Source organism: Antrihabitans cavernicola, assembly GCF_008297975.1.
Lineage (GTDB): Bacteria > Actinomycetota > Actinomycetes > Mycobacteriales > Mycobacteriaceae > Antrihabitans > Antrihabitans cavernicola.
Genome location: NZ_VLNY01000014.1, coordinates 55284 through 77444 on the forward strand (window position 1 = coordinate 55284; position 22161 = coordinate 77444).

A 22161-nucleotide genomic window follows, 5' to 3' on the forward strand; every position below is an offset into this window, starting at 1 on the left:
CATCTCGCGCAGATCCGTCCGGCAAAGCTGTCCGGTGATCATTACGCGATGAACGTCACCGCCCTGGTATTTGCCGTGTTGGCCCTCGTACTCGCGGGTCCGGCACCGGCAGTTCTCAGCAGGGCAACGTGGACCCATCATTCGCCACGGGCCGCCCTCGTCCTCTGGCAGGCGATCGCGCTGGCCGCGGTCCTGTCCGCGTTCGGGTCCGGTCTGGCGATCGCCAGTCAGCTCCTGGTTCCCGGCCCCAACGGTCGCCCGACGACCTCACCCACCAGGGAAATCGACGTTCTCGGTGTTCCGCTGTGGACCACCTATGTCGTGGTGCTCGCGCTGACCTTGCTGGTCGGTGCTCGCCTGATCTACGCGATTCTGCGGGTGGGCGTCCGGACGCGACGACGCCGTTCGCGCCACCGAATGCTGGTGGATCTGCTCGATCGCACCGACGCAGGTGGTGGGTCGCCGCGCTCGTCGGACATCCGGGTATTGCAGGCCGCCGAGCCGATCGCCTACTGCCTCCCTGGGATCCGGCGACGAGTGGTGTTGAGCGAGGGCACCTTCGCCAACCTCGACGAATCCGAGATCACCGCGATCCTCAGCCACGAGCGATCGCACCTTCGGGCACGTCACGACTTGGTCCTCGAGGCCTTCACCGCTGTCAACGAGGCCTTTCCCCGCTTCGTGCGCAGCGACTCGGCGCTCGGCTCCGTGCAATTGCTGATCGAACTACTTGCCGACGATTCCGCTGTGAAGGTCACCGGACCCACTCCCCTTGCCCGGGCGCTCGTGACGTGTTCGCGGTCGACGGCCCCACAAGGCGCGCTCGCTGCAGGCGGCCCGAACACACTGATCCGCGTCCAGCGTCTCAGCGGCCCGCAGGGCGATGCCCGCAAGTCGTCAGCGGCGTATCTTGCTGCCGCGGCAATTCTCGTGCTACCGACAATTGCGGTCGCGGTGCCGTGGTTGGTAGAGCTGAATCGGCTGTTCCAGAGCCGGTAGTACCAAGTAGTCGGAGCACCGAGCAGTCGGCCAGGTCACACTCGGGCGACACCCGCGAGACGGCGCCGGTCGCGTAGACTCGACAACGGCCGCCATCGCGGCCGATTTCCATGAAATGGCCCATTCGCCCGTATTTGCGCGTCGACGGACTCGTCGACCGGGCGGAGAGTGCCCAGGCTCGTCCCACTGTGCGTGCTGCATGACAGCTACCGCTCCGCGACGTGCCCTATGTCCGGAGAGGTACCACCCCGCGTGACTAACGCTGTGCAAGATACTGCTGTTCAAGATAATGCTGTTCACGAGACGGCCGCACCGACCACACCCGAGATCACCTTCACCGACCTCGGCTTGCCCGACGCCTTGGTGAACGCACTCTCGAAGAACTCCATCACCGTTCCGTCGCCGATTCAGGCGAAGGCACTCCCCGACGCGCTCGCGGGCCGCAACGTCCTCGGCCGCGCACAGACGGGTTCCGGCAAGACGCTCGCGTTCGGTCTGCCGATGCTCACCCGGCTGGCGCGCCACACCGATCGCCCCGCTGCCAAGCGTCCCCGCGCACTCGTCCTGGTTCCGACCCGCGAGCTCGCCTTCCAGGTCGTCGAATCGCTCGGCACCTACGCGGGTGCACTCGGCCTCACCGTGCGTCCCGCCGTGGGTGGTACGCCGTTCGGCAAGCAGGCCGATCAGCTGCGTCGCGGCGTCGACATCCTCGTCGCCACCCCCGGTCGCCTGGGCGATCACCTGCGTCAGGGCACCGCCATACTCGACGCCATCGAGATCACCGCGCTCGACGAAGCAGACCAGATGGCCGACATGGGCTTCCTCCCCGAAGTGCGCTCCATCCTCGGCGACACGCGAGACGACGGCCAGCGTCTGCTGTTCTCGGCAACCCTGGACCGCGAGGTCCAGTCGTTGGTTCGCCAGTTCCTGCCCGACCACGTCCAGCACTCCACCGCGGACGGTCGCGCGAGCGTGAACACGATGGACCACTACGTCCTGCTCGTCGACCGCGGCAACAAGGACAAGGTGCTCGCCGAGATCGGCGCCCGATCGGGCGGTCGCACCATCATGTTCGCCCGCACCAAGCTGGGCTGCGAGGGCATCACGGATCGCCTTCGCGCAGTGGGCATTGCAGCCGAATCACTGCACGGCGGCAAGGCGCAGAACCAGCGCACCCGCGTGCTCGAGCGTTTCAAGAACGGTCGCACCCCGGTTCTGGTGGCCACCGACGTCGCCGCCCGCGGCATCCACGTCGACGGGATCGACCTGGTCGTTCACGTGGACCCGCCTGCCGATCACAAGGACTACCTGCACCGAGCAGGCCGGACCGCTCGCGCAGGCGAGAAGGGCACCGTCGTCGCGATCGTGCTGCCGAACCAGCGCAACATGATGCGCAAGCTCACCTCGATGGCCGGTGTGAAGACGACGCCGGTGCCGGTTGCACCGGGCTCCGACCAGCTCGCATCGATCACCGGCGCCCAGCAGCCCACCGGAGAACCGTTGCGGCAGAGCGCTTCCTACACCGATCGCCGCAACTCCTTCGACGGTCGCTCGCGGCCGCCGCGTCGCGAAGGTGGCGGCGGCTACCGCGGCAACGCTCCCCGCGAGGGCGGCTACCGCGGCGGCGACAGCCAGCGCAGCGAAGGTGGCTACCGCGGCCAGGGCGGGCCTCGCCGCGAGAGCGCGCCACGAGACGGCGGCTTCCGCGCAGAAGGCCGCCCCGAGCGCCGGGACAGCTCGGCAGCACCGCGCACGTCGGGTGGCTTCCGAGCCCGCACCGGTGACAGCTCGTACGGCGGATTCGAAAGGCGCTCGAACCGGAGTGCGTGAGACACCGGGCGCATGACGACCGACGCGACGTTCGGCCGGCTCGGCCTACCAGCCGTGCTGGTCCAAGCGCTGCGCCGAGCAGGCTTCGTGGCACCGTTCGCCATCCAGTCGGCGTGCATCCCGGATGTGTTGGCGGGCAAAGACGTTCTCGGCCGAGCCCCCACCGGATCGGGTAAGACGCTGGCCTTCGGTCTACCGATGCTCGCTCGGCTCGCTGGGGCCCCCAGCAAGCCGAGCAGCCCTCGGGGCCTGATCCTTGCACCCACGCGTGAACTCGCCGTCCAGATCGAGCAAGCACTCGACGATCCAGCTCTCGCGCTGGGACTTCGGGTGGCCGCGGTCGTCGGCGGAATTCCTCTGAAGCGGCAAACGGAGCGGCTCGGTCGTGGCGTCGATCTACTGATCGCAACGCCCGGCCGATTGCAAGACCACCTCGATCAGGGCTCGGTCGCCCTCGATGCCGTCGCGATCACCACCATCGACGAAGCCGATCGCATGGCAGACATGGGCTTCTTGCCTCCGGTCCGCAAAATTCTCGATGCCACGCCGAAAGACGGTCAGCGCCTGCTGTTCTCGGCAACTCTCGACGCAGATGTGGACACTCTCGTCACCTCGTATCTGCATTCACCGGTCACGCATTCGACAGCACCGGTGGAAGCGACTTTGACGACGATGACCCACCACCTGCTGTTCGTCAGCAAGACGGACAAGTGGCAAGTCGCCGCCGAAATCGCCGCTCGCAGTGGCCGAACCATCATGTTCTGCCGGACCAAGCACGGTGTCGACCGTCTCGAGACACAGCTGCTGGCTGCGGGCATCGCGTGTGGTGCGCTGCACGGCGGCCGCACTCAGGGCAACCGCACCCGCACCCTGGCCCAGTTCGGGGACGGCACAACACCGGTGCTGATCGCTACCGACGTCGCGGCCCGCGGCATCCACGTCGACGACGTAACGCTGGTGGTTCACGTCGATCCGCCCACCGAGGCCAAGGACTATCTCCATCGCGCCGGACGCACCGCACGGGCCGGTGACGACGGCGTCGTCGTGACGCTGGTGACCGAGGACGAACGCGACCTCGTCGCCAAAGTCACTCGCAAGGCCGGTGTAGAGATCATCGGGATCGAGGTGCGCCCCGGCAGTCGCGAACTCGCCGAGATCACCGGCGCGCGTGCACCATCCGGCATCCCGATCGAGAAACCGACTCCGCCCGCGGCCGCGCCGCCACGCCGAAAGTCACGTGTTCCGATCGACGCTCAGCCGACCCGCCACCGCGGCAACCGTCGACGCGGCTCACACTGATCCGATGCCCTACGCAACCATCGTCTGCTCGCTGATCGCCGCGCTGCTTTTCGCGTGTGCTGCTGTGGCACAACAACACGCGGCGTCGTCGGTCCCCGAAGGCGAGTCGCTGATGAGCGAGCTGATCCGAAAGCCGCGCTGGTGGGCGGGAATTGCCGGTGACGGCGGCGGCTACGCGATGCAGGCCATTGCGTTGAGCCTGGGCTCGGTACTGATCGTTCAGCCGCTGCTCGTCAGCGCCGTGGTCTTCGCGCTGCCACTCGCCGCCCGATTCTCCGGGCGCCGAATTACGCCTCGCATGTGGGCGTTGGCGGCTGCGCTGACTGGAGCACTTGCCGTCTTTCTCGTTGTCGGCAACCCGAGCGAGGGTAAGAGCGACGCACCGTTTTCCGAGTGGGCCGTCCCGTTGATCGTGCTGCTCGTCGTCGTCGGAGTCGCGACGGCCGGTGGGTTGGCACGAATCGAAGTCGGCTTGCGCGCACTGCTTCTGGGCGCCGCGGGCGGACTGTTGTTCGGCCTCGCGGCGGCTCTGACGAAAGACGTCACCGATCGGTTCGGTTCCGGCATCTGGTCGGTGCTGACCAGTTGGCAGACGTGGATCCTGATCGCATCCGGCATCGTCGGTGTCTACCTGCAGCAGCGCGCATTTCAAGTAGGACCGCTCTCGGCGTCCTTACCCGCGGTGACCATCGCGGAACCGTTGGCGGCGGTGTTCGTCGGCATGACCGTTCTGGACGAACGATTGCGTGCCGACGCCCTCGGGATCGGTGTCACCGCTGCTGCCGTCGTCGTCATGGCCGTCGCTACGTTGCTGTTGTCGCGTTCCCAAGCCCAGTCCGCGTAGAATTGCCACACGTGCAGTTCCTTCCCGGGCAGACCCCGCCTTACGACCTGACGTACGACGACGTTTTCCTCGTCCCCAACCGGACCGAGGTGACCTCCCGATTCGACGTCGATCTCGCCACCGGTGACGGTTCCGGCACCACCATTCCGATCGTCGTGGCGAACATGACCGCTGTCGCCGGGCGCCGGATGGCAGAGACCGTGGCACGTCGCGGCGGCTTGGTGGTACTCCCCCAGGATCTGCCGATCGAGGCGGTCGCCGAAACCGTGTCGTTCGTGAAGAGCCGCAACCTCGTCGCGGATACGCCGGTCACGCTGCATCCCGACGATTCGGTGTCCGATGCACTGGCGTTGCTGCACAAACGCGCGCACGGTGCCGTTGTCGTCGTCGAGAACGATCGCCCGGTCGGTGTGGTCACCGAAGCGGCATGCGCCGATGTAGACCGCTTCGCTCGGCTGCGCTCGGTCGCGGCAACCGACTTCGTCAGCGTTCCGGTGTCGACGTCTCCGCGTGAAGTCTTCGAACTTCTCGAGACCAGGCACGACGCGATCGCGATTCTCACCGACGCCGACGGAAGACTCGCAGGCGTCCTGACCCGAACCGGTGCGGTCCGAGCCGGCATCTATCTGCCCGCCACCGACGACGCGGGCAAGCTGCGCGTCGCGGCAGCGGTCGGCATCAACGGCGACGTCGCAGCAAAGGCGAAGGCCTTGGTGCACGCAGGCGCCGACCTGCTGGTCATCGACACCGCACACGGTCATCAGACGAAGATGCTGGACGCGCTGAGTGCCGTCAGCGCGCTGGACCTCGGCGTGCCTCTTGCAGCGGGAAACGTGGTGTCCGCCGCGGGAACGCGCGATCTCGCCGCCGCCGGTGCAGACATCGTGAAGGTGGGAGTGGGGCCGGGCGCCATGTGCACCACCCGCATGATGACCGGCGTCGGCCGTCCACAGTTCTCCGCGGTTGCGGAGTGTTCCGATGCCGCCCGCGAGGTCGGCGTGCACGTCTGGGCCGACGGCGGCGTCCGACATCCGCGTGACGTTGCTCTCGCCCTCGCGGCGGGTGCGTCGAACGTGATGATCGGATCCTGGTTCGCCGGCACCTACGAATCGCCCGGCGATCTGCGAATCGACCAGTCGGGCAATGCTTACAAGGAGAGCTTCGGAATGGCGTCCAAGCGTGCCGTCGCAGCGCGGACCGCGTCCGACAGCGGCTTCGATCGCGCCCGAAAAGGCCTGTTCGAAGAGGGTATCTCCAGCTCCCGCATGCGACTGGACCCGGAACGCCCCGGCGTCGAGGACCTGATCGATCACATCTGCTCCGGAGTGCGCAGCACCTGTACCTACGCGGGTGCACGCAGCTTGCCGGAACTGCACGAGAAGGCAGTTCTGGGTGTGCAATCCGCAGCCGGATTCGCCGAAGGTCGTCCGCTGCCGTCCGGTTGGTGACTGCCGCCCGACTGCTCCTACCGGTAATGTGTGGGGACCTGTCACCCAGCGAAAGGAATCAGGTGCCCGAGGCACCCGTAACCACAACCGTCGACTCCGCAAGCGAGCACGGCGATGAGGGCTCGACATCGGAGGGCCCCTCTACGGAGCCGGGCGACAAACCCGGCGCTCCAACACGGTCCAACTCCACGCGGTGGCGATAGCCCATGGACATCGCCATCACCATTGCAAGCCTCATCGGCTTCATCGCACTCACCCTCGGCACGGCACTGTTCGTCGCAGCCGAATTCTCGCTGACCACGCTCGAGCGCAGCACCGTCGATTCCCATGCTCGCGACGGTGACGTCCGGTCACGCCAGGTGCAACGTGCGCACCGAACTCTCTCCTTCCAACTCTCCGGTGCCCAGCTCGGCATCACGATCACCACGCTGATCACCGGCTACATCGCCGAACCCGTGCTGGCGAAACTGATCACACCCGCACTGGGCGACATCGGAGTCAGCGACGGTGTAGCGGGCGGAATCTCCCTGGCGATCGCATTGATTCTGGCAACGTCGCTGTCGATGGTCTACGGCGAACTGGTGCCGAAGAATCTGGCAATCTCGCACCCACTCGCCACTGCGCGATTCACGGCGGGCGCACAGATCGCCTTCACGACAGTGTTCAAGTGGGCCATCAACTTCCTCAACGGGGCGGCCAACTGGATCGTGCGCCGATTCGGGATCGAGCCCGCCGAAGAACTGCGGTCGGCAAGGTCACCGCAGGAGTTGGGATCGTTGGTCCGCAACTCCGCACGGCACGGCTCCCTCGATCAGAAGACGGCCCAATTGGTCGACAGGTCATTGCAATTCGGCGAGCGAAGCGCAGAAGAACTGATGACGCCGCGCGTCAAGATCGAGACTCTAGAGACGACGGACACGGTTGCGCAACTGATCGAAACCGCTTCGCGGACAGGCTTTTCCCGCTTCCCGATCGTCGACGGCGACTTGGACAACGCCATCGGAATCGTGCACATCAAGCAGGCGTTCACCGTTCCCGCCGCCGAACGCGGGACCACGCGGCTCGACACCCTGGCTCGGATCGCACCTGCCGTGCCGTCGACGCTCGACGGCGACGAGGTGATGGAACGAGTGCGCGCCAACGGTATGCAGGTCGCGCTCGTGGTCGACGAGTACGGCGGCACAGCGGGAATGGTCACGATGGAAGACCTGATCGAGGAAATTCTCGGTGACGTGCGCGACGAACACGATCAGCCCGATCTGGACGTTGCGCGAATCGGTGCCAGTTGGAGCTGCTCGGGGCTGCTGCGTATCGACGAGATCGCGCAGGCGATCGGCTACAACGCTCCCGAAGGCGAGTACGACACGCTGGGCGGCCTGCTGCTCACCCAACTCGGCCGCATTCCCATAGAGGGCGACGAGGTCGCGCTACCACCCACCGCGGGCAGCGACCAGGTCGATGACGCAGGCGGCTGGATCGCGAAGGTGCAACGCATGGACGGCCGGAGAATAGACCGCGTGCTGCTGACCCCGGTGCCCGCCGATGTGCTGGCCGTGGCCGTTTCCGACGAGGAGGCGCGCGATGTCTGATCTGTTCGGTGTGGCGATCGCCGTATTCCTTCTCGCCTGCAACGCGTTCTTCGTGGGCGCCGAGTTCGCCCTGATCTCGGCACGTCGTGACCGATTGGAAGCGTTGGCCGCGCAGGGTAAGAAGCGCGCGCTGACGGTGATGCGGGCAGGCGAAAACTTGTCGTTGATGCTCGCTGCCGCGCAGCTGGGCATCACCATCTGTTCGATCCTGCTGGGTCGTGTCGGTGAACCCGCCATCGCGCACCTCATCGAAGCGCCGATGGATGCCTTGGGCATGCCGGACGAACTCCTGCATCCGATCGGATTCACCATCGCGCTGGCGCTGGTGGTCATCCTGCACATCCTGCTCGGCGAGATGGTCCCGAAGAACATCGCGCTCGCAGGGCCGGAACGCAGTGCGATGCTGCTGGTTCCGGTACACCTCGCGTGGATTCGGTTGGCACGCCCGCTGATTGCGTTCTACAACATGCTGGCCAACTGGTCGCTGCGATTGTTCCGCGTCGAACCGAAGGACGAGCTGGACGCCACTGTCTCGGCGATCGAACTGTCGGAGATGATCGGCGAATCCCGCTCCGAAGGTCTGCTCGACGAGGAAGAGCACCGGCGCTTGACGCAGGCGCTGGAGACCGCGGGGCGCACGGTTGCCGATGTTTTGATTCCGTTGGATCAAGCGCGGTCGGTGCCACTGATCGGTGACGGCACCACGTTGGGATCGATCGAAGAGGCGGTGATCGAGACCGGCTATTCGCGCTATCCGGTGCGGGCCGGCGACGGTTCGTTGATCGGGTACATCCACCTCAAGGACGTACTGGACGAGGTGGGCGACGACAACGCCGGACCGGAAACCGTGATTCCACGGTCGGATATTCGCATTCTTCCTTCGGTCGCGTTGCGCACCCCGCTCGACGAGGCCCTCGGCCGGTTGCGCCGCGCGAGCAGCCATCTCGGTCGTGTCGTGGATCCGGACGGTGCCACTGTCGGCATCGTTGCACTGGAGGATCTGGTCGAGGAATTCGTCGGGACCGTGCGTGACGGCACCCACCGGGTCCGCGATGTGGTCCCGGGACGTGGAAGAGCCTCGAACCGGCCGTCGTGATGGTCCAACTACGGTGACGACCCGTCTGGCAGAACCCGATTGGACTGCTCGCCGAGCAGCACATCGGGCTCGCGTTGCACCGCTCGTCGAGCCACACGCGGAAAGGAAGTCGACCGGTCGCACGCATCCGGTGATCGACTTCCTGTTCACGTACTACAGCCTCCGGCCTGCGCTGCTGCGGCGCTGGGGGCCCGGTTACGGCGTGTTGCTCGACGGTGCAGGTGCCCTGGATTACCTGCAGTACAAGGGATATCGCGAGATCGACGGTGGCATCGGGGTGGACCCTGCTCTCCTCGACGCACGGCGGTCCACGCTGGAGTTCGTGGTGGCACTGCTCGCCGCTACGGAGAGCAGGCCCGCCCAACTCGGCTGCTTCGGCTTGCACGAATGGGCGATGGTCTATCGGGGCGGAGACGCGGACGTTCGGCATTCGTCGGTACCACTGCGTTTGGGTCACGACGGCACCGATTCCGTCGTGGAGTCCATGCAGCTGCGCTGCACCCACTACGACGCGTTCCGGTTCTTCACACCGGCCGCGGTCCAGCGCAATGTCGAGCCGCTGCGACGAGTCGACCAGCTCGAGCGCGAGCAGCCGGGATGCGTGCACGCCACCATGGATCTGTACAAGTGGGGCTACAAGTTGGGCCCACTGATCGATTCCGATCTGCTGGCCGACTGTTTCGACCTGGCCGTCGATGCGCGCGAACTCGACATGCGAGCCAGCCCGTACGACCTAACGGAGTTCGGTTACTCCCCCGTGCAGATCGAGACGCCGAGTGGGCGGGCCGAATACGTTCGTGGTCAGTCCGCCTTGGCCGAGCGGGCCGCCGTGCTGAGATCCGCACTGCTGCAACGCTGCCGAAGCCTGCTCGCTCAGCCCCTGCCGACGTAGGGCATCTCCGTCGCCATCAGGGTGATGAACTGGACGTTGACGTCGAGCGGCAGCTCGGCCATCGACAGCACGGCGGCCGCGGCATGGCGAGCATCGAACGTCGGCTCCGACTTGATACTCCCGTCGGCCTGACGCACGCCGGACGCGATGCCCGCCGTCATGTCGGTTGCGGCGTTGCCGATGTCGATCTGCCCGCAGGCGATATCGAAGCCGCGCCCGTCCAGCGAGATCGACTTGGTCAGCCCGGTGATCGCATGTTTGGTCGCCGTGTAGGCGACCGATCCCGGTCGGGGCGTGTTGGCGGAGATCGAGCCGTTGTTGATGATCCGACCGCCGCGCGGCTCCTGCGCCTTCATCGCCCGCACCGCAGCGGCCGCACAGAGGAACGCGCCCGTCAGGTTCACCGCGACGGTGTCGGACCAGGCGACCGGATCGATCTCGTCCACCGATCCCGACGGCCCGAAGGTTCCCGCATTGTTGACCAGCACGTCGACGCGGCCCCACTTCGCCGAGACGGTGTCGAACAATGCGGTTACCGAATCGGCGTCAGACACGTCCGTCGGCACCACCACCGCGCGCGGATGATCAGCCGCGGCCGCCACCAGCTGTTCTCGGCGTCGGCCTGCTAGCGCAACCGCAAAGCCGGCATCGAGAAAGGCTCGCGTGATCTCTCGGCCGAGACCGGTTCCCGCGCCGGTCACGACGGCAACTTTGGGCGCACGATCGGATCCAGCGGACACGTCTTTTCCTCCTCGCAGGGAATTCCACGAGGACGCTACGCGCCTCTCGCCGGGCGCTGACGGCCGATCGGCGGCGGCTACGATAACGGTTTGTCCGGCAGACACAGTTGACCGACCTGCTGACACACAGTATTTTCAGTTAGCGGATGTTAAATTTCATCAGGCGGAATAGTCGAATCATCGGGTTCAAGACAAGTGAGGCAGTTCATGACTGAGCGCGTTCAGGTCGCTGATCTACAGGTTGCGAAGGTTCTGCACGATTTCGTGGAGACCGAGGCGCTTCCCGGCACCGGGATCGACCCCGCCCAGTTCTGGCAGGGTGCTGCGTCGGTCATTGCCGACCTCGCACCACGCAACCGTGATCTCCTGGACAAGCGCGACGAGATCCAGGGCAAGGTGGATGCCTGGCATTCCGAGCATCCCGGCATCGACTACGACCGTGCCGCCTACAAGGCCTTCCTGCAGGAAATCGGTTACCTCCTGCCCGAGCCCGCCCCGTTCGGCATCAGCACCGGTGGCGTCGACGACGAGATCACCAGCACCGCGGGCCCGCAGCTCGTCGTGCCGATCACCAACGCGCGCTTCGCCATCAACGCCGCCAACGCGCGCTGGGGCTCGCTCTACGACGCGCTCTACGGCACGGACGCCATCTCCGAAGAAAATGGGGCGGAGAAGGCGGGTCCTGTTGAAAACCCTAGCTACAACAAGGTGCGCGGCGACAAGGTCATCGACTTCGCCCGCAACTTCCTCGACGACGCCGCAACGCTGATCACCAGCTCGCACCACGGCTCCACGTCGTACACGATCGTCGACGGCGAACTGGAGGTCGGCCTGGAGGACGGCACCAGCATCGGCCTTGCCGATCCCAGCATCCTGGTCGGCTACCTCGGCGACCCGGCGTCGCCCACGTCGATCCTGTTGAAGCAGAACGGTCTGCACATCGAGATCCAGATCGACCCGAGTTCCCCGGTCGGCAGTACCGACACCGCGGGCGTCAAGGACCTCGTGCTCGAGTCCGCGGTCACGACGATCATGGATTTCGAAGATTCGGTCGCCGCGGTCGATGCCGACGACAAGGTCACCGGTTACCGCAACTGGCTCGGTCTCATGAAGGGCGATCTGGCCGAAGAGGTTGCCAAGGGCGGCAAGACCTTCACCCGCGTGATGAACCCGGATCGGGTGTACACCGCGATCGGCGGCGGCGAACTGACCCTGCACGGCCGCTCGCTGCTGTTCGTCCGCAACGTCGGTCACCTGATGACCAGCGATGCGATTCTCACCGCAGACGGCAAAGAGGTCCCCGAGGGCATCCTCGACGCCCTGTTCACGTCGTTGATCGGCGTGCACAGCCTCAACGGCGACAACACGCTGTCCAACAGCCGTACCGGCTCGCTCTACATCGTGAAGCCGAAGATGCACGGCCCCGAAGAGGTCGGGTTCACCGACGAACTGTTCGGCCGTGTCGAGGACGTCCTCGGCCTGCCGCGCAACACCCTCAAGGTCGGCATCATGGACGAGGAACGCCGCACCACGGTCAACCTGTCCGCGGCCATCAAGGCAGCCGAAGCACGCGTGGTGTTCATCAACACCGGCTTCCTCGACCGCACCGGCGACGAGATCCACACCTCCATGGAGGCAGGCCCGGTCGTCCGCAAGGGCGAGATGAAGAAGCAGAAGTGGATCAGCGCCTACGAGGACTTCAACGTCGACACCGGTCTGGCAGACGGCCTCGAGGGCAAGGCGCAGATCGGTAAGGGCATGTGGGCCATGCCCGATCTGATGCACGACATGCTCGAGCAGAAGATCGCACATCCCAAGGCCGGCGCGAACACGGCGTGGGTTCCCTCGCCCACCGCCGCGACACTGCATTCGCTGCATTACCACCAGGTGGACGTGTTCAAGCGGCAGGAAGAGATCGCCAAGGGTGGTGCCCGCGCCAGCGTGGACGACATCCTGACGATTCCCCTTGCGCCGAACACCGATTGGACCGCCGAGGAAAAGCAGACCGAGCTGGACAACAACTCGCAGTCGATCCTCGGCTACGTGGTGCGGTGGATCGATCACGGCGTCGGTTGCTCCAAGGTCCCTGACATCGAGGATGTCGCGCTCATGGAGGACCGCGCCACGCTGCGCATCTCCAGCCAACTCGTTGCGAACTGGCTGCGACACAATGTCGTCACCGAGGACGAGGTTCTGGAAAGCCTGAAGCGGATGGCTCCCGTTGTCGATCGTCAGAATGCGAACGATCCCGAGTACCGGCCACTGGCACCGGACTTCGACACCAACATCGCATTCCAGGCGGCTGCCGAGCTGATTCTGCAGGGCACGTCACAGCCGAACGGCTACACCGAGCCGATCCTGCATCGCCGGCGTCGTGAGTACAAGGCAGCAAACGCCTAGCGCATAGACTGCCCGCTGTGGGACATCATCGCGGTGAAGACCAGATTCGACGTGTCAGTCGTGAGCCGATCATCGCGGTGGTGGCGGTGGTCCTCGTCGTCGTATTGGTGATCGGTTGGTTCAAGCTCAGAGACGTCATCACCGATCAGGGCAAGGATGCCGCGGACGCCTGTGTCGAAGGCAATTCGACGCTCGCTGTCACGGCGGATCCGGACATCGCGCCGCTGATCAAGGCTGCCGCGGATCGCTACAACGCGACCAAGCCGGTGGTCCGCGATCACTGTGTGACGGTCGCTGTCGCAGCCAAACCGTCGCAGTTGGTGGAGTCCGGTCTGCTGGGCGGGACGTGGGACGACGGCGCACAGGGGCCGCGGCCCGCACTCTGGATTCCGCAGTCGTCCAGTTCGGTGCAGCGGGTGTCGTCGGTCAAGGGTTTGATCGACGGGCAACCGAAGTCGCTCGCGACCAGCCCGATCGTGCTGGCGGTGCAACCGATTCTGCAGCAAGCATTGACCAGAGCGAACATCGGCTGGCAAGACCTGCCTCGCCTGCAAGGGGCAGCGGATTCGCTTGCACCGCTCGGGCTTCCGGGTTGGGGCGGGCTGCGGCTCGTACTGCCTGCCGGCCCGCTGTCGGGTGCAGGCGCCGCCTCGGTCGGAGCGGTGGCGGCAGCGGTGTCCAACGCCGGTGTCGGTCCGCTGTCCGACGATGCCGCACGCTCCCCTGCAGTCGTGTCGGCCGTATCGACGATGGCGGCTGGAGCAGGTGCGGCCAACGGCGATCGACCCGCTACCACGGCGGCCGCGCTGGCCTTCCTCTCCGCACAGACCGATCGGGTGACCGCTCCTTTCCACGCCGTCGCGACAACCGCACAGCAGGTTGCGCAGGCCGCGAAGGGGTCTGACAAGGTCGCCTCGTTTGCACCGCTCGGCGCCGGGCCGATCGCCGACTATCCGACCACCGCGCTGTCCGGCGATTGGGTGGACGAAACCCAGAACCGCAGTGCGGCATTGTTCGTCGACTTCCTGAGCCAGAGCGATCAAACGAAATCGTTGACCGATGCCGGCTTCGTCACCAGCCCCGCACCCCCGAACACGATCCTTCCCGCGTCCGGCGCGGTGCAGGATCAACTCGCCGACGTGGTGGCCAAGCCGCGGCTCGGGAGCAACGCCACCGTGCTTCTCGACGTGTCGTCGTCGATGTCGACCACCGAGGGCGACGGCACTCGGCTGAGCAATGTTGCCGCCGCACTGCGCGATCAGGTGAAGGCGTCCACCGACACCAGCAGGCTCGCCCTGTGGGAATACGCGAAGAACCTAGACGGGCCCAACCCGTACCGCGTTGCTGTCTCGTCCGCCCCCTTGACCAGCAACCAACGCAGCCTCGTCGATCAGGCCTTGTCCGCGGCCACCGCGACCAGCGTAGCGAAGGACAACACGTATCCCAGCGTGGAGGCCGCGTACAAGGCGGCGATCGCTGGATTCGTTCCGGGACAGACCAACTCGCTACTGCTGGTCACCGACGGCCCCGACGACGATTCACCGATCTCCGGTCAACAACTCCTCGACGACATCGCGGCAGCGGCCGATCCCGCGAAACCGATCCGAATCGACGTGATCGTCGTCGGACCGGGCAACCCCGGTTCCGCCAACACCGTGCAGACTCTGGCGCAGCGCTCCGGTGGCACCCTCGCCACCGTCGCGACGTCCACCGGGCAAAATTTGCCCGATGCCGTCGCGAAGGCGCTGCGGACGAACTGAGCTTGGACACCGAACGGGTAAAGCGTCCCGATGGCATCGTGACGCTCGCAGAATGGCTCCGCATCGGGGGCGGCCGATGCGGAGCCATTCTGTGCAGTTGTGCTGTCGGCTATGCCATGACCGGGGAGCCACGGTTGTTGGCGGGTAACGGTTCTCGGAATCGGTCGCGTTTCACGGGTGGGATGAACCAGGGGTGGCGATCTTCACCGATGAACACGTCCCAGCCGCCGTGGTGGATCATGCGGTGGTGAAACCTGCAGAGCAGCACCAAATTGTCGAGATCAGTTGGTCCGCCCTCTGCCCAGTGTTTGACGTGATGTCCTTCGCACCACGACGGCGGCCGTCCGCAGCCCGGAAACGCGCACCCATGATCACGGGCAACCAGGGCACGACGGAGTTTTCGGGAAATGACTTTGGTGGTGCGACCCAAAATGATGGGAGTGCCGTTCTCGTCCAACAGAATCGGTGACAGTGTGCAGTCACAGGCGAGACGACGCACGGCGGCCACGGAGAGCGGACCCATCCAGGGTGTCCACCCGACATTCGTGTCCGCGAACATCTCGGCGTAGGCACCCCGATCCGCGGGCGGTGACTGCTTCAAGTCGTTGGCGTTGATGTGGACGTGCAGGTGCGCGCGTTCGCCACCTTCATCAGTACCGCACGCGGCATCGTGGTAGCGGCGCAACACCTCCGTCAACGCATCCGCCCGTCGCTGCGCGGGTGTCCGGGTATCCGGTTCGGCATCGGAAGCGGGTCGTGGCTTCGACAGTGGTGAGAGGGCCGATAACAGCATCTCCCCGGTTTCGGCATCGATGTCACCCTTGAGCACCACCCGCCCATTGGACGTGGTGGAGGCGAACAGTTCGTTGCGGTCGAGGTCTTCGGCGGGCGGCGGATCATCTTCTTCGAAGACCCGCTTGAGCCGGGCGAGCGCACCCCGCAACACTTTCGTATCCCGATCCCGGGTCGCATCGAGTAGAAATTTCAATGCCGCTGGTGCTGCTTCGTCGGGCATCCCGGCAGGTGGTCGTTCCAGAAAGCTGATGATCATCGCGGCATGATCGGCGGAGATGTCACCCGCTTCTTAGGCGGCCCGCACATCCGGCTGTGAACGCAACGCGCCTGCGAGGCGGTCGATCCGGATCGCTTCCTGATTGGTCAGCGACGTGTGCATGCCAACCAGGCCGCGACACCGGTCTAGCCGGACGGGACCGCACCCCGATCGTCGATGTCGGCGATCATCCGGTAGCGCAACGCTTCCAACTCGTGAATCACCGAGCAGACATCGAGGACCGACGACGCCAACGCGTCATCGGTCAGGTGCCACGTATCGTGGCTCACCGACCTGATCTCTTCGACAATCTCCCCTAACCCCATACCCGAAGTGTATCGGGGGCCACCGACAAGAAACTCCTGAAACCTATGGGGCCCAAGGGAAGTGCGCTTCACACTGTGAGTGAAGTTCGGTGCCCTGACACCCAACTTCACGCACAGGCGGCAAAGGCGCTCTTACGGCCTCACCTGGAGAGGGAGATCTAGCCGGAATACGCCTCCAGCGGAGGGCACGAGCAAACCAGATTGCGGTCGCCGTGTGCACCGTCGATCCGGCGAACGGCCGGCCACACCTTGGGCCGTGACTTTCCACGCGGGTAGACGGCGATCTCACGCGAGTACGGGTGCGTCCACTCCGCGACCAGGCAGGCGGCGGTGTGCGGCGCTCCGCGCAACGGGTTGTCGTCGACCGCCCACTCCCCCGATCCGACACGGTCGATTTCGCCGCGAATCGCAATCATCGCTTCGCAGAATTCGTCGATCTCGTCGAGGTTCTCGCTCTCGGTGGGTTCCACCATCAGCGTGCCCGCGACCGGGAAGCTCATGGTCGGCGCGTGGAAACCGTAGTCCGCCAACCGCTTCGCCACGTCGTCCACGGTGACGCCGGTCCGCTTGGTCAGCTCGCGCAGGTCCAGGATGCACTCGTGCGCGACCATCGAGTTCTCGCCCGTGTACAGCACGGGGAAGTGCTCGTCGAGGCGACGTGCGATGTAGTTGGCCGAGGCGATGGCCGTCAGCGACGCACGACGCAAGCCGTCGGCGCCCATCATCCGGATGTACGCCCAGGTGATCGGCAGAATCGACGCCGAGCCGTATGGCGCGGCGGACACCGTTGGGCCGCCGCCCAATTCGGGCGTCATCGGATGACCGGGCAGGTACGGCGTCAGGTGCGACCGCACACCGATCGGACCGACGCCGGGTCCACCGCCGCCGTGCGGGATGCAGAAGGTCTTGTGCAGGTTCAGGTGGCTGACGTCGCCACCGAACTTACCTGGACGGGCAAGGCCCACAAGAGCGTTCAGGTTCGCGCCGTCGACGTAGACCTGACCACCGGCGTCGTGCACAGCTGCACACAGTTCACTGATCTCGTGTTCGTAGACACCGTGCGTCGACGGATACGTGATCATGATCGCGGCCAGCCGTTCGGCGTGATCGTCGATCTTCGCGCGCAGATCGTCGAGGTCGACGTCGCCGTTCGGGCGGCACGCGACCACTTCGACGCGCATGCCGGCCATCACGGCCGACGCCGCGTTGGTGCCGTGCGCGCTGGACGGAATCAGGCAGGTGTCGCGGTGATCGTCGCCGCGGGCCAGGTGGTAACGCCGAATCGCTAGCAGCCCAGCGTATTCGCCTTGGCTACCCGCGTTCGGCTGCAAGCTGACCGCGTCGTAGCCCGTGATCGCCGCGAGCCAGGTCTCCAGGTCGGAGACCACGGTACGGATTCCGACGGAGTCCTCGGCAGGCGCGAAGGGATGCAGTTTGGCGAAGCCGGGCCAGGTGATGGGCTCCATCTCGGCGGTGGCGTTCAGCTTCATCGTGCACGAACCGAGCGGAATCATGCTGCGGTCCAACGCGATGTCCTTGTCGGACAGTGCTCGAAGGTAACGCAGCATCGATGTCTCGGTGCGGTGTCGGGTGAACGCGGGGTGGGTGAGGAACTCGGAAGTACGGGTCTCGATGTCGGATCCAGTCCGCTCCACACTCTCGACGCCGAAGGCGTCCAGGACCGCCGCGACGTGATCGTCCGTGGTGGCCTCGTCGCATGCGATGCCGACGTGATCCGCATCGACCAGACGCAGGTTGATGCCGCGCGACTTTGCCGCGGAAACAACGCTTTCCGCCTTGCCTGGCACCCTTGCGAGCACGGTGTCGAAGTAGGTGTCGTGGACGACGGCAGAACCGAGTCCGCCTGCGATCTTTTCAGCCTGGCCGTGCACCCGGCGCGCAATGGACGTCAACCCGTCAGCACCGTGGTAGCTGGCGTACATAGCAGCGACGATGGCGAGAAGCACCTGCGCCGTACAGATGTTGGAGGTCGCCTTCTCACGGCGGATGTGCTGCTCACGAGTCTGCAGCGCGAGGCGGTAGGCGAGATCGCCGTCGGCGTCGATGGACACCCCGACCAGGCGACCCGGTAGCTGCCGGGCATGCTTGGCGTGCACGGCCAGGTAGCCCGCGTGCGGCCCGCCGAATCCCATCGGCACACCGAAGCGTTGACTGGTGCCGAAACACACATCGGCGCCGATCTCGCCGGGCGGCGTAATCAGTGTCAGCGCAAGGAGATCCGCACCGACCGCGACCAAAGCACCACGCTCGTGGGCCGCGGCGATCAGATCGGACCAGTCGACGACCCGCCCCGATGCGCCGGGCAGCTGCACCAGCACGCCGTAGAAGTCACCGTCGGGCAGCTCACAGGAACCGAGGTCGGCTTCGACGATCTCGATACCCAGCGGCTCGGCACGCGTTTCCAGCACCGCACGCGTCTGGGGGAACAGATCGGCATCGACGACGAAGCGAGGCGACTTGCTCTTGCTCGCGCGACGCAGCAGCGTCATCGATTCCGCTGCGGCAGTGGCCTCGTCGAGCATGGACGAGTTGGCGACCTCCATCGCCGTGAGGTCCGCAACCATCGTCTGAAAGTTGAGCAGCGCCTCGAGGCGGCCCTGGCTGATCTCCGGCTGATACGGCGTGTACGCGGTGTACCAGGCGGGGCTTTCCAGGATCCCGCGCACCAACACCGGCGGGGTCGATGTGTCGTAGTAGCCGAGGCCGATCATCGACGTTGCCACCGTGTTGCTCGCAGCACGATCGGCGAGCACAGCGAGTGCCTCGTGCTCGGTGAGCGCGGGCGGCAGCACGTCCAGCCCGGCACCGTTCACGTCCAGAATGCTGGCAGGAACGGCCTTCGCGGCCATCTCGTCGAGCGAGGCGACGCCGATCATCTCGAGGATGCGGGTGAGGTCGGCCGAGTCCGGTCCGATGTGGCGGTCGACGAAGAGGTCGGTCACTCGTGTCTCCAAGCGAATCGAAGGATCAGGACGCGTCCTCTCATCGATTACAACCGATGCAGGACGATCCCTCCCCCTCTGTCGCAATGCCCGAAATCCGGGCGCCTGAGAGATTCAGGCTCGCTACGGCCGTCATGTACCGGCGCAAGCCCTTTCCCCGTGGGCGGGTGGGAACTCCCACCGCTTTCCAGAGACGTCGAAGCTCGCGCGGTCCTCGGTGCCTGAGAGATTAACGGGGAGGTGCTGCTCCTTCGGCGTTCAGTGGCTGCCCTGCGTGCAGAACTGCCACCGAAACTCTCCCGCGCGACGGCGACGTGATTGCAGTTTAGCCGGTCTTGCGACCGACTCTGTTCTTGCGACGGTAAGCCAACTCGTCTTCGGGGCGGGCTTCGCTTTCGCCGCCGTCGGCACGCTCGGCCGGGAAGTTGGCAATAGTGCCTGTGAGCTCGCGCATTGCGCCGCTGACCGCAATGCCGAACACGCCTTGGCCGCCCTGTAGGAGATCCACCACTTCTTCGGCAGACGTGCATTCGTAGACGGTCGTGCCGTCCGAGAACAGCGTGATCTTGGCGAGGTCGTGCACGCCACGGTCGCGGAGATGATCGACGGCAACCCGAATGTTCTGCAGGGAGATGCCGGTATCGAGCAGACGCTTCACGATCTTGAGGACCAGGATGTCCTTGAAGGAATAGAGCCGCTGGCTCCCGGATCCTGCTGCGCCTCGAATGGACGGCACCACAAGCGAAGTGCGGGCCCAGTAGTCGAGTTGGCGATAGGTGATGCCGGCGATCTGGCACGCGCTGGGCACTCGGTATCCGACCAGATCGTCGGGAACCGAGTCGTCGGGGAACAGGCCGGGCTGGATTTCCTGCCCGACGTCCTGGGGCCGAGCTCCCGCTGCCTGCGGCTCATCTACCACTGACTGACTCCCTCTCGGCTGTTGCGGACTGCCGGTAACTGTTCAGGCTACTCTCAGGTGGAACGCTATGGGCCGGACCCAACACGGTCAATGCGACGCGCCCAAGGCTCAACCTAAACTTGAGGGTGAGACTGTTTCGTTATCCGTCGGTCGCTTTGAAATCGTCAGGCGAGACCGATTCCAGGAACTCCTTGAACTTCTCGACCTCGTCTTCACGCTCGTCGGGCATCACCAATCCCGCCTCGGCCAACACCGGCTCTTCGGCGTAGATCGGGACACCCGCACGCAATGCGATGGCCACCGAGTCGGACGGCCGGGCCGACACCCGCAGATCTTGATCGAAGACCAAGTCTGCGTAGAAGGTGCCGTTCTGCAGATCGACGATCCGAACTTCCTTCAATGTGTGACCCAGCGCGTCGATCAGATTCTTGATCAGATCGTGCGTCAACGGCCGCGCCGGCTCGACGCCCTGCTGCTCGAGCACGATCGCCGTCGCTTCGGTCTGACCGATCCAGATGGGCAGGTAACGCTCACCGTCGGATTCCCGCAGCAGCAAGACAGGCTGGTTCTGCGGTTCGTTGACACGAATACCGATCACACGCATCTCGCTCATCGCGATCTGCCTCCCGCCAGTACTAGAAGCATCCAAGGAAAGTCTATGCGAAGGCGGTGTTGCGTTCGAGCCGTTGGTGTTCGCGAACTCAGTGATCCAACGCCCCGCGCACAGCCGCCTTGACCAGACAGGTGTGCAGCGTCAGCGACAGTGACGCCAACTCTCGAACCATCTCTTCCGCACGGTCGCGGGCACCGGCGTCTCTGCCCTTCGCGATCGGTCCGGCAATCTGCGCAACCAGGCCCGCTTCGCGATCTGCAGCAAGTTTGAATGCGCGCAGGTGGCGGACCTCGAGTCCGAACTCGGCCATCGCCTTTGCGGTAGCGGCCAGCGTCACCGAATCGTCGTCGAAGAAGCCCGCAGGCCCCGCGACGATCAGTCCGGACTTGGTCAGCTCGGACAGAAACGCAGCGTCGATACCTGCTCGCTCGATCAGATCTTCACGGCTGACCCGGATTTCGCGATCGGCACGGAACTCGTCCGGCGAAACCTCACCGGGAACCACGCCGAGTCGACGCGGCTTCGGTGCACTCGCGCCGAGCGTTGCCACACCGCTGTCGATCGCTTCGAGCTGCTCCTTGATGACCTTCAGAGGCAGGTACTGATCGCGCTGCGCCGTCAGAACGAAACGGAGCCGTTCGCAATCGGAGATCGAGAACCGCCGATATCCCGACGGCGTCCGCTCCGGACTGATCAAACCTTCCGCTTCGAGGAAGCGGATCTTCGAGATGGTGATGTCAGGAAAGTCGGGCCGCAGTTGATCGAGGACGGAGCCGATCGACATCCCGCCCCGTGATCGCTGACCGACCGCAGTCATTACTGACTACCTGCACCTGCCGACGAGTCACCGACCTGCGAGGCACCACGCGGTCCGGTGAGGAACACCAGGCGGAACTTGCCGATCTGGACCTCGTCACCGTTGGCGAGCACTGCCGAATCGACGGGCTCGCGATTGACATAGGTGCCGTTGAGGCTGCCCACATCGACGACCTGGAACTCGTCGTCGTCCTGACGGAACTCGGCATGGCGGCGGCTGACCGTCACGTCGTCGAGGAAGATGTCGCTGTCCGGGTGGCGCCCGGCCGACGTCGTCGGCTGATCGAGCAGAAAGCGCGAGCCTGCGTTGGGTCCGCGCTTGACGACCAGCAGAGCCGAACCGGCAGGCAAGCCTTCGACACCGGATACGGGCGCCTCGCTACCCGCGGGCGCATCTCCGGTGCGCGAAGTATCGACTTCGTTCAGGAAATCCGCACGGAACACCGAAGTGGTCTCCGCTGGACTTTCCCCATAAGCCGAAGCATTGTCGTTCTCGCTCACCGTTTCTCCTCCTAAAGTCCGATTTTTCGGGTAGCTCATCGTTCTAGACAGTCTCGGACCTGCGCCCCGACACGG

General features: G+C 65.2%; 18 protein-coding genes and 1 riboswitch. Of the genes, 10 read left to right on the forward strand and 8 right to left on the reverse strand.

Going from position 1 to position 22161, the window contains the following annotated elements; genetic code table 11:
• Positions 1-48 precede the first annotated feature (48 nt).
• From FOY51_RS22100 to FOY51_RS22135, 8 genes are all read left to right on the forward strand, one after another.
• Entirely contained in the window at positions 49-999 is a 951-nt protein-coding gene (locus FOY51_RS22100) for a M56 family metallopeptidase (RefSeq protein ID WP_149432433.1), read from the forward strand.
• Positions 1000-1251: 252 nt separating this feature from the next.
• Positions 1252-2829 (forward strand): DEAD/DEAH box helicase, encoded by a 1578-nt coding sequence (locus FOY51_RS22105; protein ID WP_371830481.1) that lies wholly within the window; start codon positions 1252-1254, stop codon positions 2827-2829.
• 12 nt (positions 2830-2841) lie between these two features.
• Positions 2842-4128, forward strand: a complete 1287-nt coding sequence (locus FOY51_RS22110) for a DEAD/DEAH box helicase (protein ID WP_149432435.1) — start codon at positions 2842-2844, stop codon at positions 4126-4128.
• Between the two features lie 4 nt (positions 4129-4132).
• The gene (locus tag FOY51_RS22115) at positions 4133-4972 is read left to right on the forward strand and encodes a DMT family transporter (protein WP_149432436.1); all 840 of its coding nucleotides are present in this window, start codon (positions 4133-4135) and stop codon (positions 4970-4972) included.
• A gap of 11 nt (positions 4973-4983) precedes the next feature.
• Entirely contained in the window at positions 4984-6420 is a 1437-nt protein-coding gene (locus FOY51_RS22120) for a GuaB1 family IMP dehydrogenase-related protein (protein ID WP_149432437.1), read from the forward strand.
• A gap of 206 nt (positions 6421-6626) precedes the next feature.
• On the forward strand, positions 6627-8009 hold the full coding sequence (locus FOY51_RS22125; protein ID WP_149432438.1) for a hemolysin family protein: 1383 nt from the start codon (positions 6627-6629) through the stop codon (positions 8007-8009).
• A complete protein-coding gene (locus FOY51_RS22130) occupies positions 8002-9105 on the forward strand; it encodes a hemolysin family protein (RefSeq protein ID WP_149432439.1) in 1104 nt (367 codons plus the stop codon). Before FOY51_RS22125 ends, FOY51_RS22130 begins: the two co-directional genes overlap by 8 nt.
• A gap of 13 nt (positions 9106-9118) precedes the next feature.
• Entirely contained in the window at positions 9119-9997 is an 879-nt protein-coding gene (locus FOY51_RS22135; RefSeq protein WP_149432440.1) for a 3-methyladenine DNA glycosylase, read from the forward strand.
• On the opposite strand, the gene FOY51_RS22140 is transcribed toward FOY51_RS22135, so the two are convergent.
• Complete coding sequence (locus FOY51_RS22140) at positions 9979-10737, reverse strand: SDR family oxidoreductase (protein ID WP_149432441.1); 759 nt, start codon at positions 10735-10737, stop codon at positions 9979-9981. The two genes, FOY51_RS22135 and FOY51_RS22140, sit on opposite strands and share 19 nt — an antisense overlap.
• Positions 10738-10944: 207 nt before the next feature.
• Here FOY51_RS22140 and FOY51_RS22145 point away from each other — a divergent pair, with 207 nt between their 5' ends.
• Both FOY51_RS22145 and FOY51_RS22150 read left to right on the forward strand, forming a co-directional pair.
• On the forward strand, positions 10945-13137 hold the full coding sequence (locus FOY51_RS22145) for a malate synthase G (protein WP_149432442.1): 2193 nt from the start codon (positions 10945-10947) through the stop codon (positions 13135-13137).
• 17 nt (positions 13138-13154) lie between these two features.
• Positions 13155-14897, forward strand: coding sequence for a substrate-binding domain-containing protein (locus FOY51_RS22150; protein ID WP_149432443.1), 1743 nt, complete (start codon positions 13155-13157; stop codon positions 14895-14897).
• Between the two features lie 109 nt (positions 14898-15006).
• Here the strand turns inward: FOY51_RS22150 and FOY51_RS22155 are convergent, their stop codons facing one another.
• The 7 genes from FOY51_RS22155 to garA all read right to left on the reverse strand — a co-directional run bounded on the left by FOY51_RS22155 (position 15007) and on the right by garA (position 22086).
• Positions 15007-15948, reverse strand: a complete 942-nt coding sequence (locus FOY51_RS22155) for an HNH endonuclease signature motif containing protein (protein ID WP_149432444.1) — start codon at positions 15946-15948, stop codon at positions 15007-15009.
• 146 nt (positions 15949-16094) lie between these two features.
• A complete protein-coding gene (locus tag FOY51_RS22160; protein ID WP_149432445.1) occupies positions 16095-16274 on the reverse strand; it encodes a hypothetical protein in 180 nt (59 codons plus the stop codon).
• 158 nt (positions 16275-16432) lie between these two features.
• A complete protein-coding gene (gene gcvP / locus FOY51_RS22165; protein WP_187776427.1) occupies positions 16433-19237 on the reverse strand; it encodes an aminomethyl-transferring glycine dehydrogenase in 2805 nt (934 codons plus the stop codon).
• A 198-nt stretch (positions 19238-19435) separates the two neighbouring features.
• Positions 19436-19549: riboswitch (glycine riboswitch) on the reverse strand.
• 13 nt (positions 19550-19562) lie between these two features.
• On the reverse strand, positions 19563-20156 hold the full coding sequence (locus FOY51_RS22170) for a MerR family transcriptional regulator (RefSeq protein WP_149432447.1): 594 nt from the start codon (positions 20154-20156) through the stop codon (positions 19563-19565).
• A 139-nt stretch (positions 20157-20295) separates the two neighbouring features.
• Complete coding sequence (locus tag FOY51_RS22175) at positions 20296-20769, reverse strand: bifunctional nuclease family protein (protein ID WP_149432448.1); 474 nt, start codon at positions 20767-20769, stop codon at positions 20296-20298.
• An 88-nt stretch (positions 20770-20857) separates the two neighbouring features.
• Positions 20858-21586 carry a transcriptional regulator FtsR gene (ftsR, locus tag FOY51_RS22180; protein ID WP_149432449.1) on the reverse strand — a complete coding sequence of 243 codons (729 nt, stop codon included), beginning with the start codon at positions 21584-21586 and terminating at the stop codon, positions 20858-20860.
• Complete coding sequence (gene garA, locus FOY51_RS22185; RefSeq protein WP_149432450.1) at positions 21586-22086, reverse strand: glycogen accumulation regulator GarA; 501 nt, start codon at positions 22084-22086, stop codon at positions 21586-21588. Before garA ends, ftsR begins: the two co-directional genes overlap by 1 nt.
• Between the last annotated feature and the right edge of the window lie 75 nt (positions 22087-22161).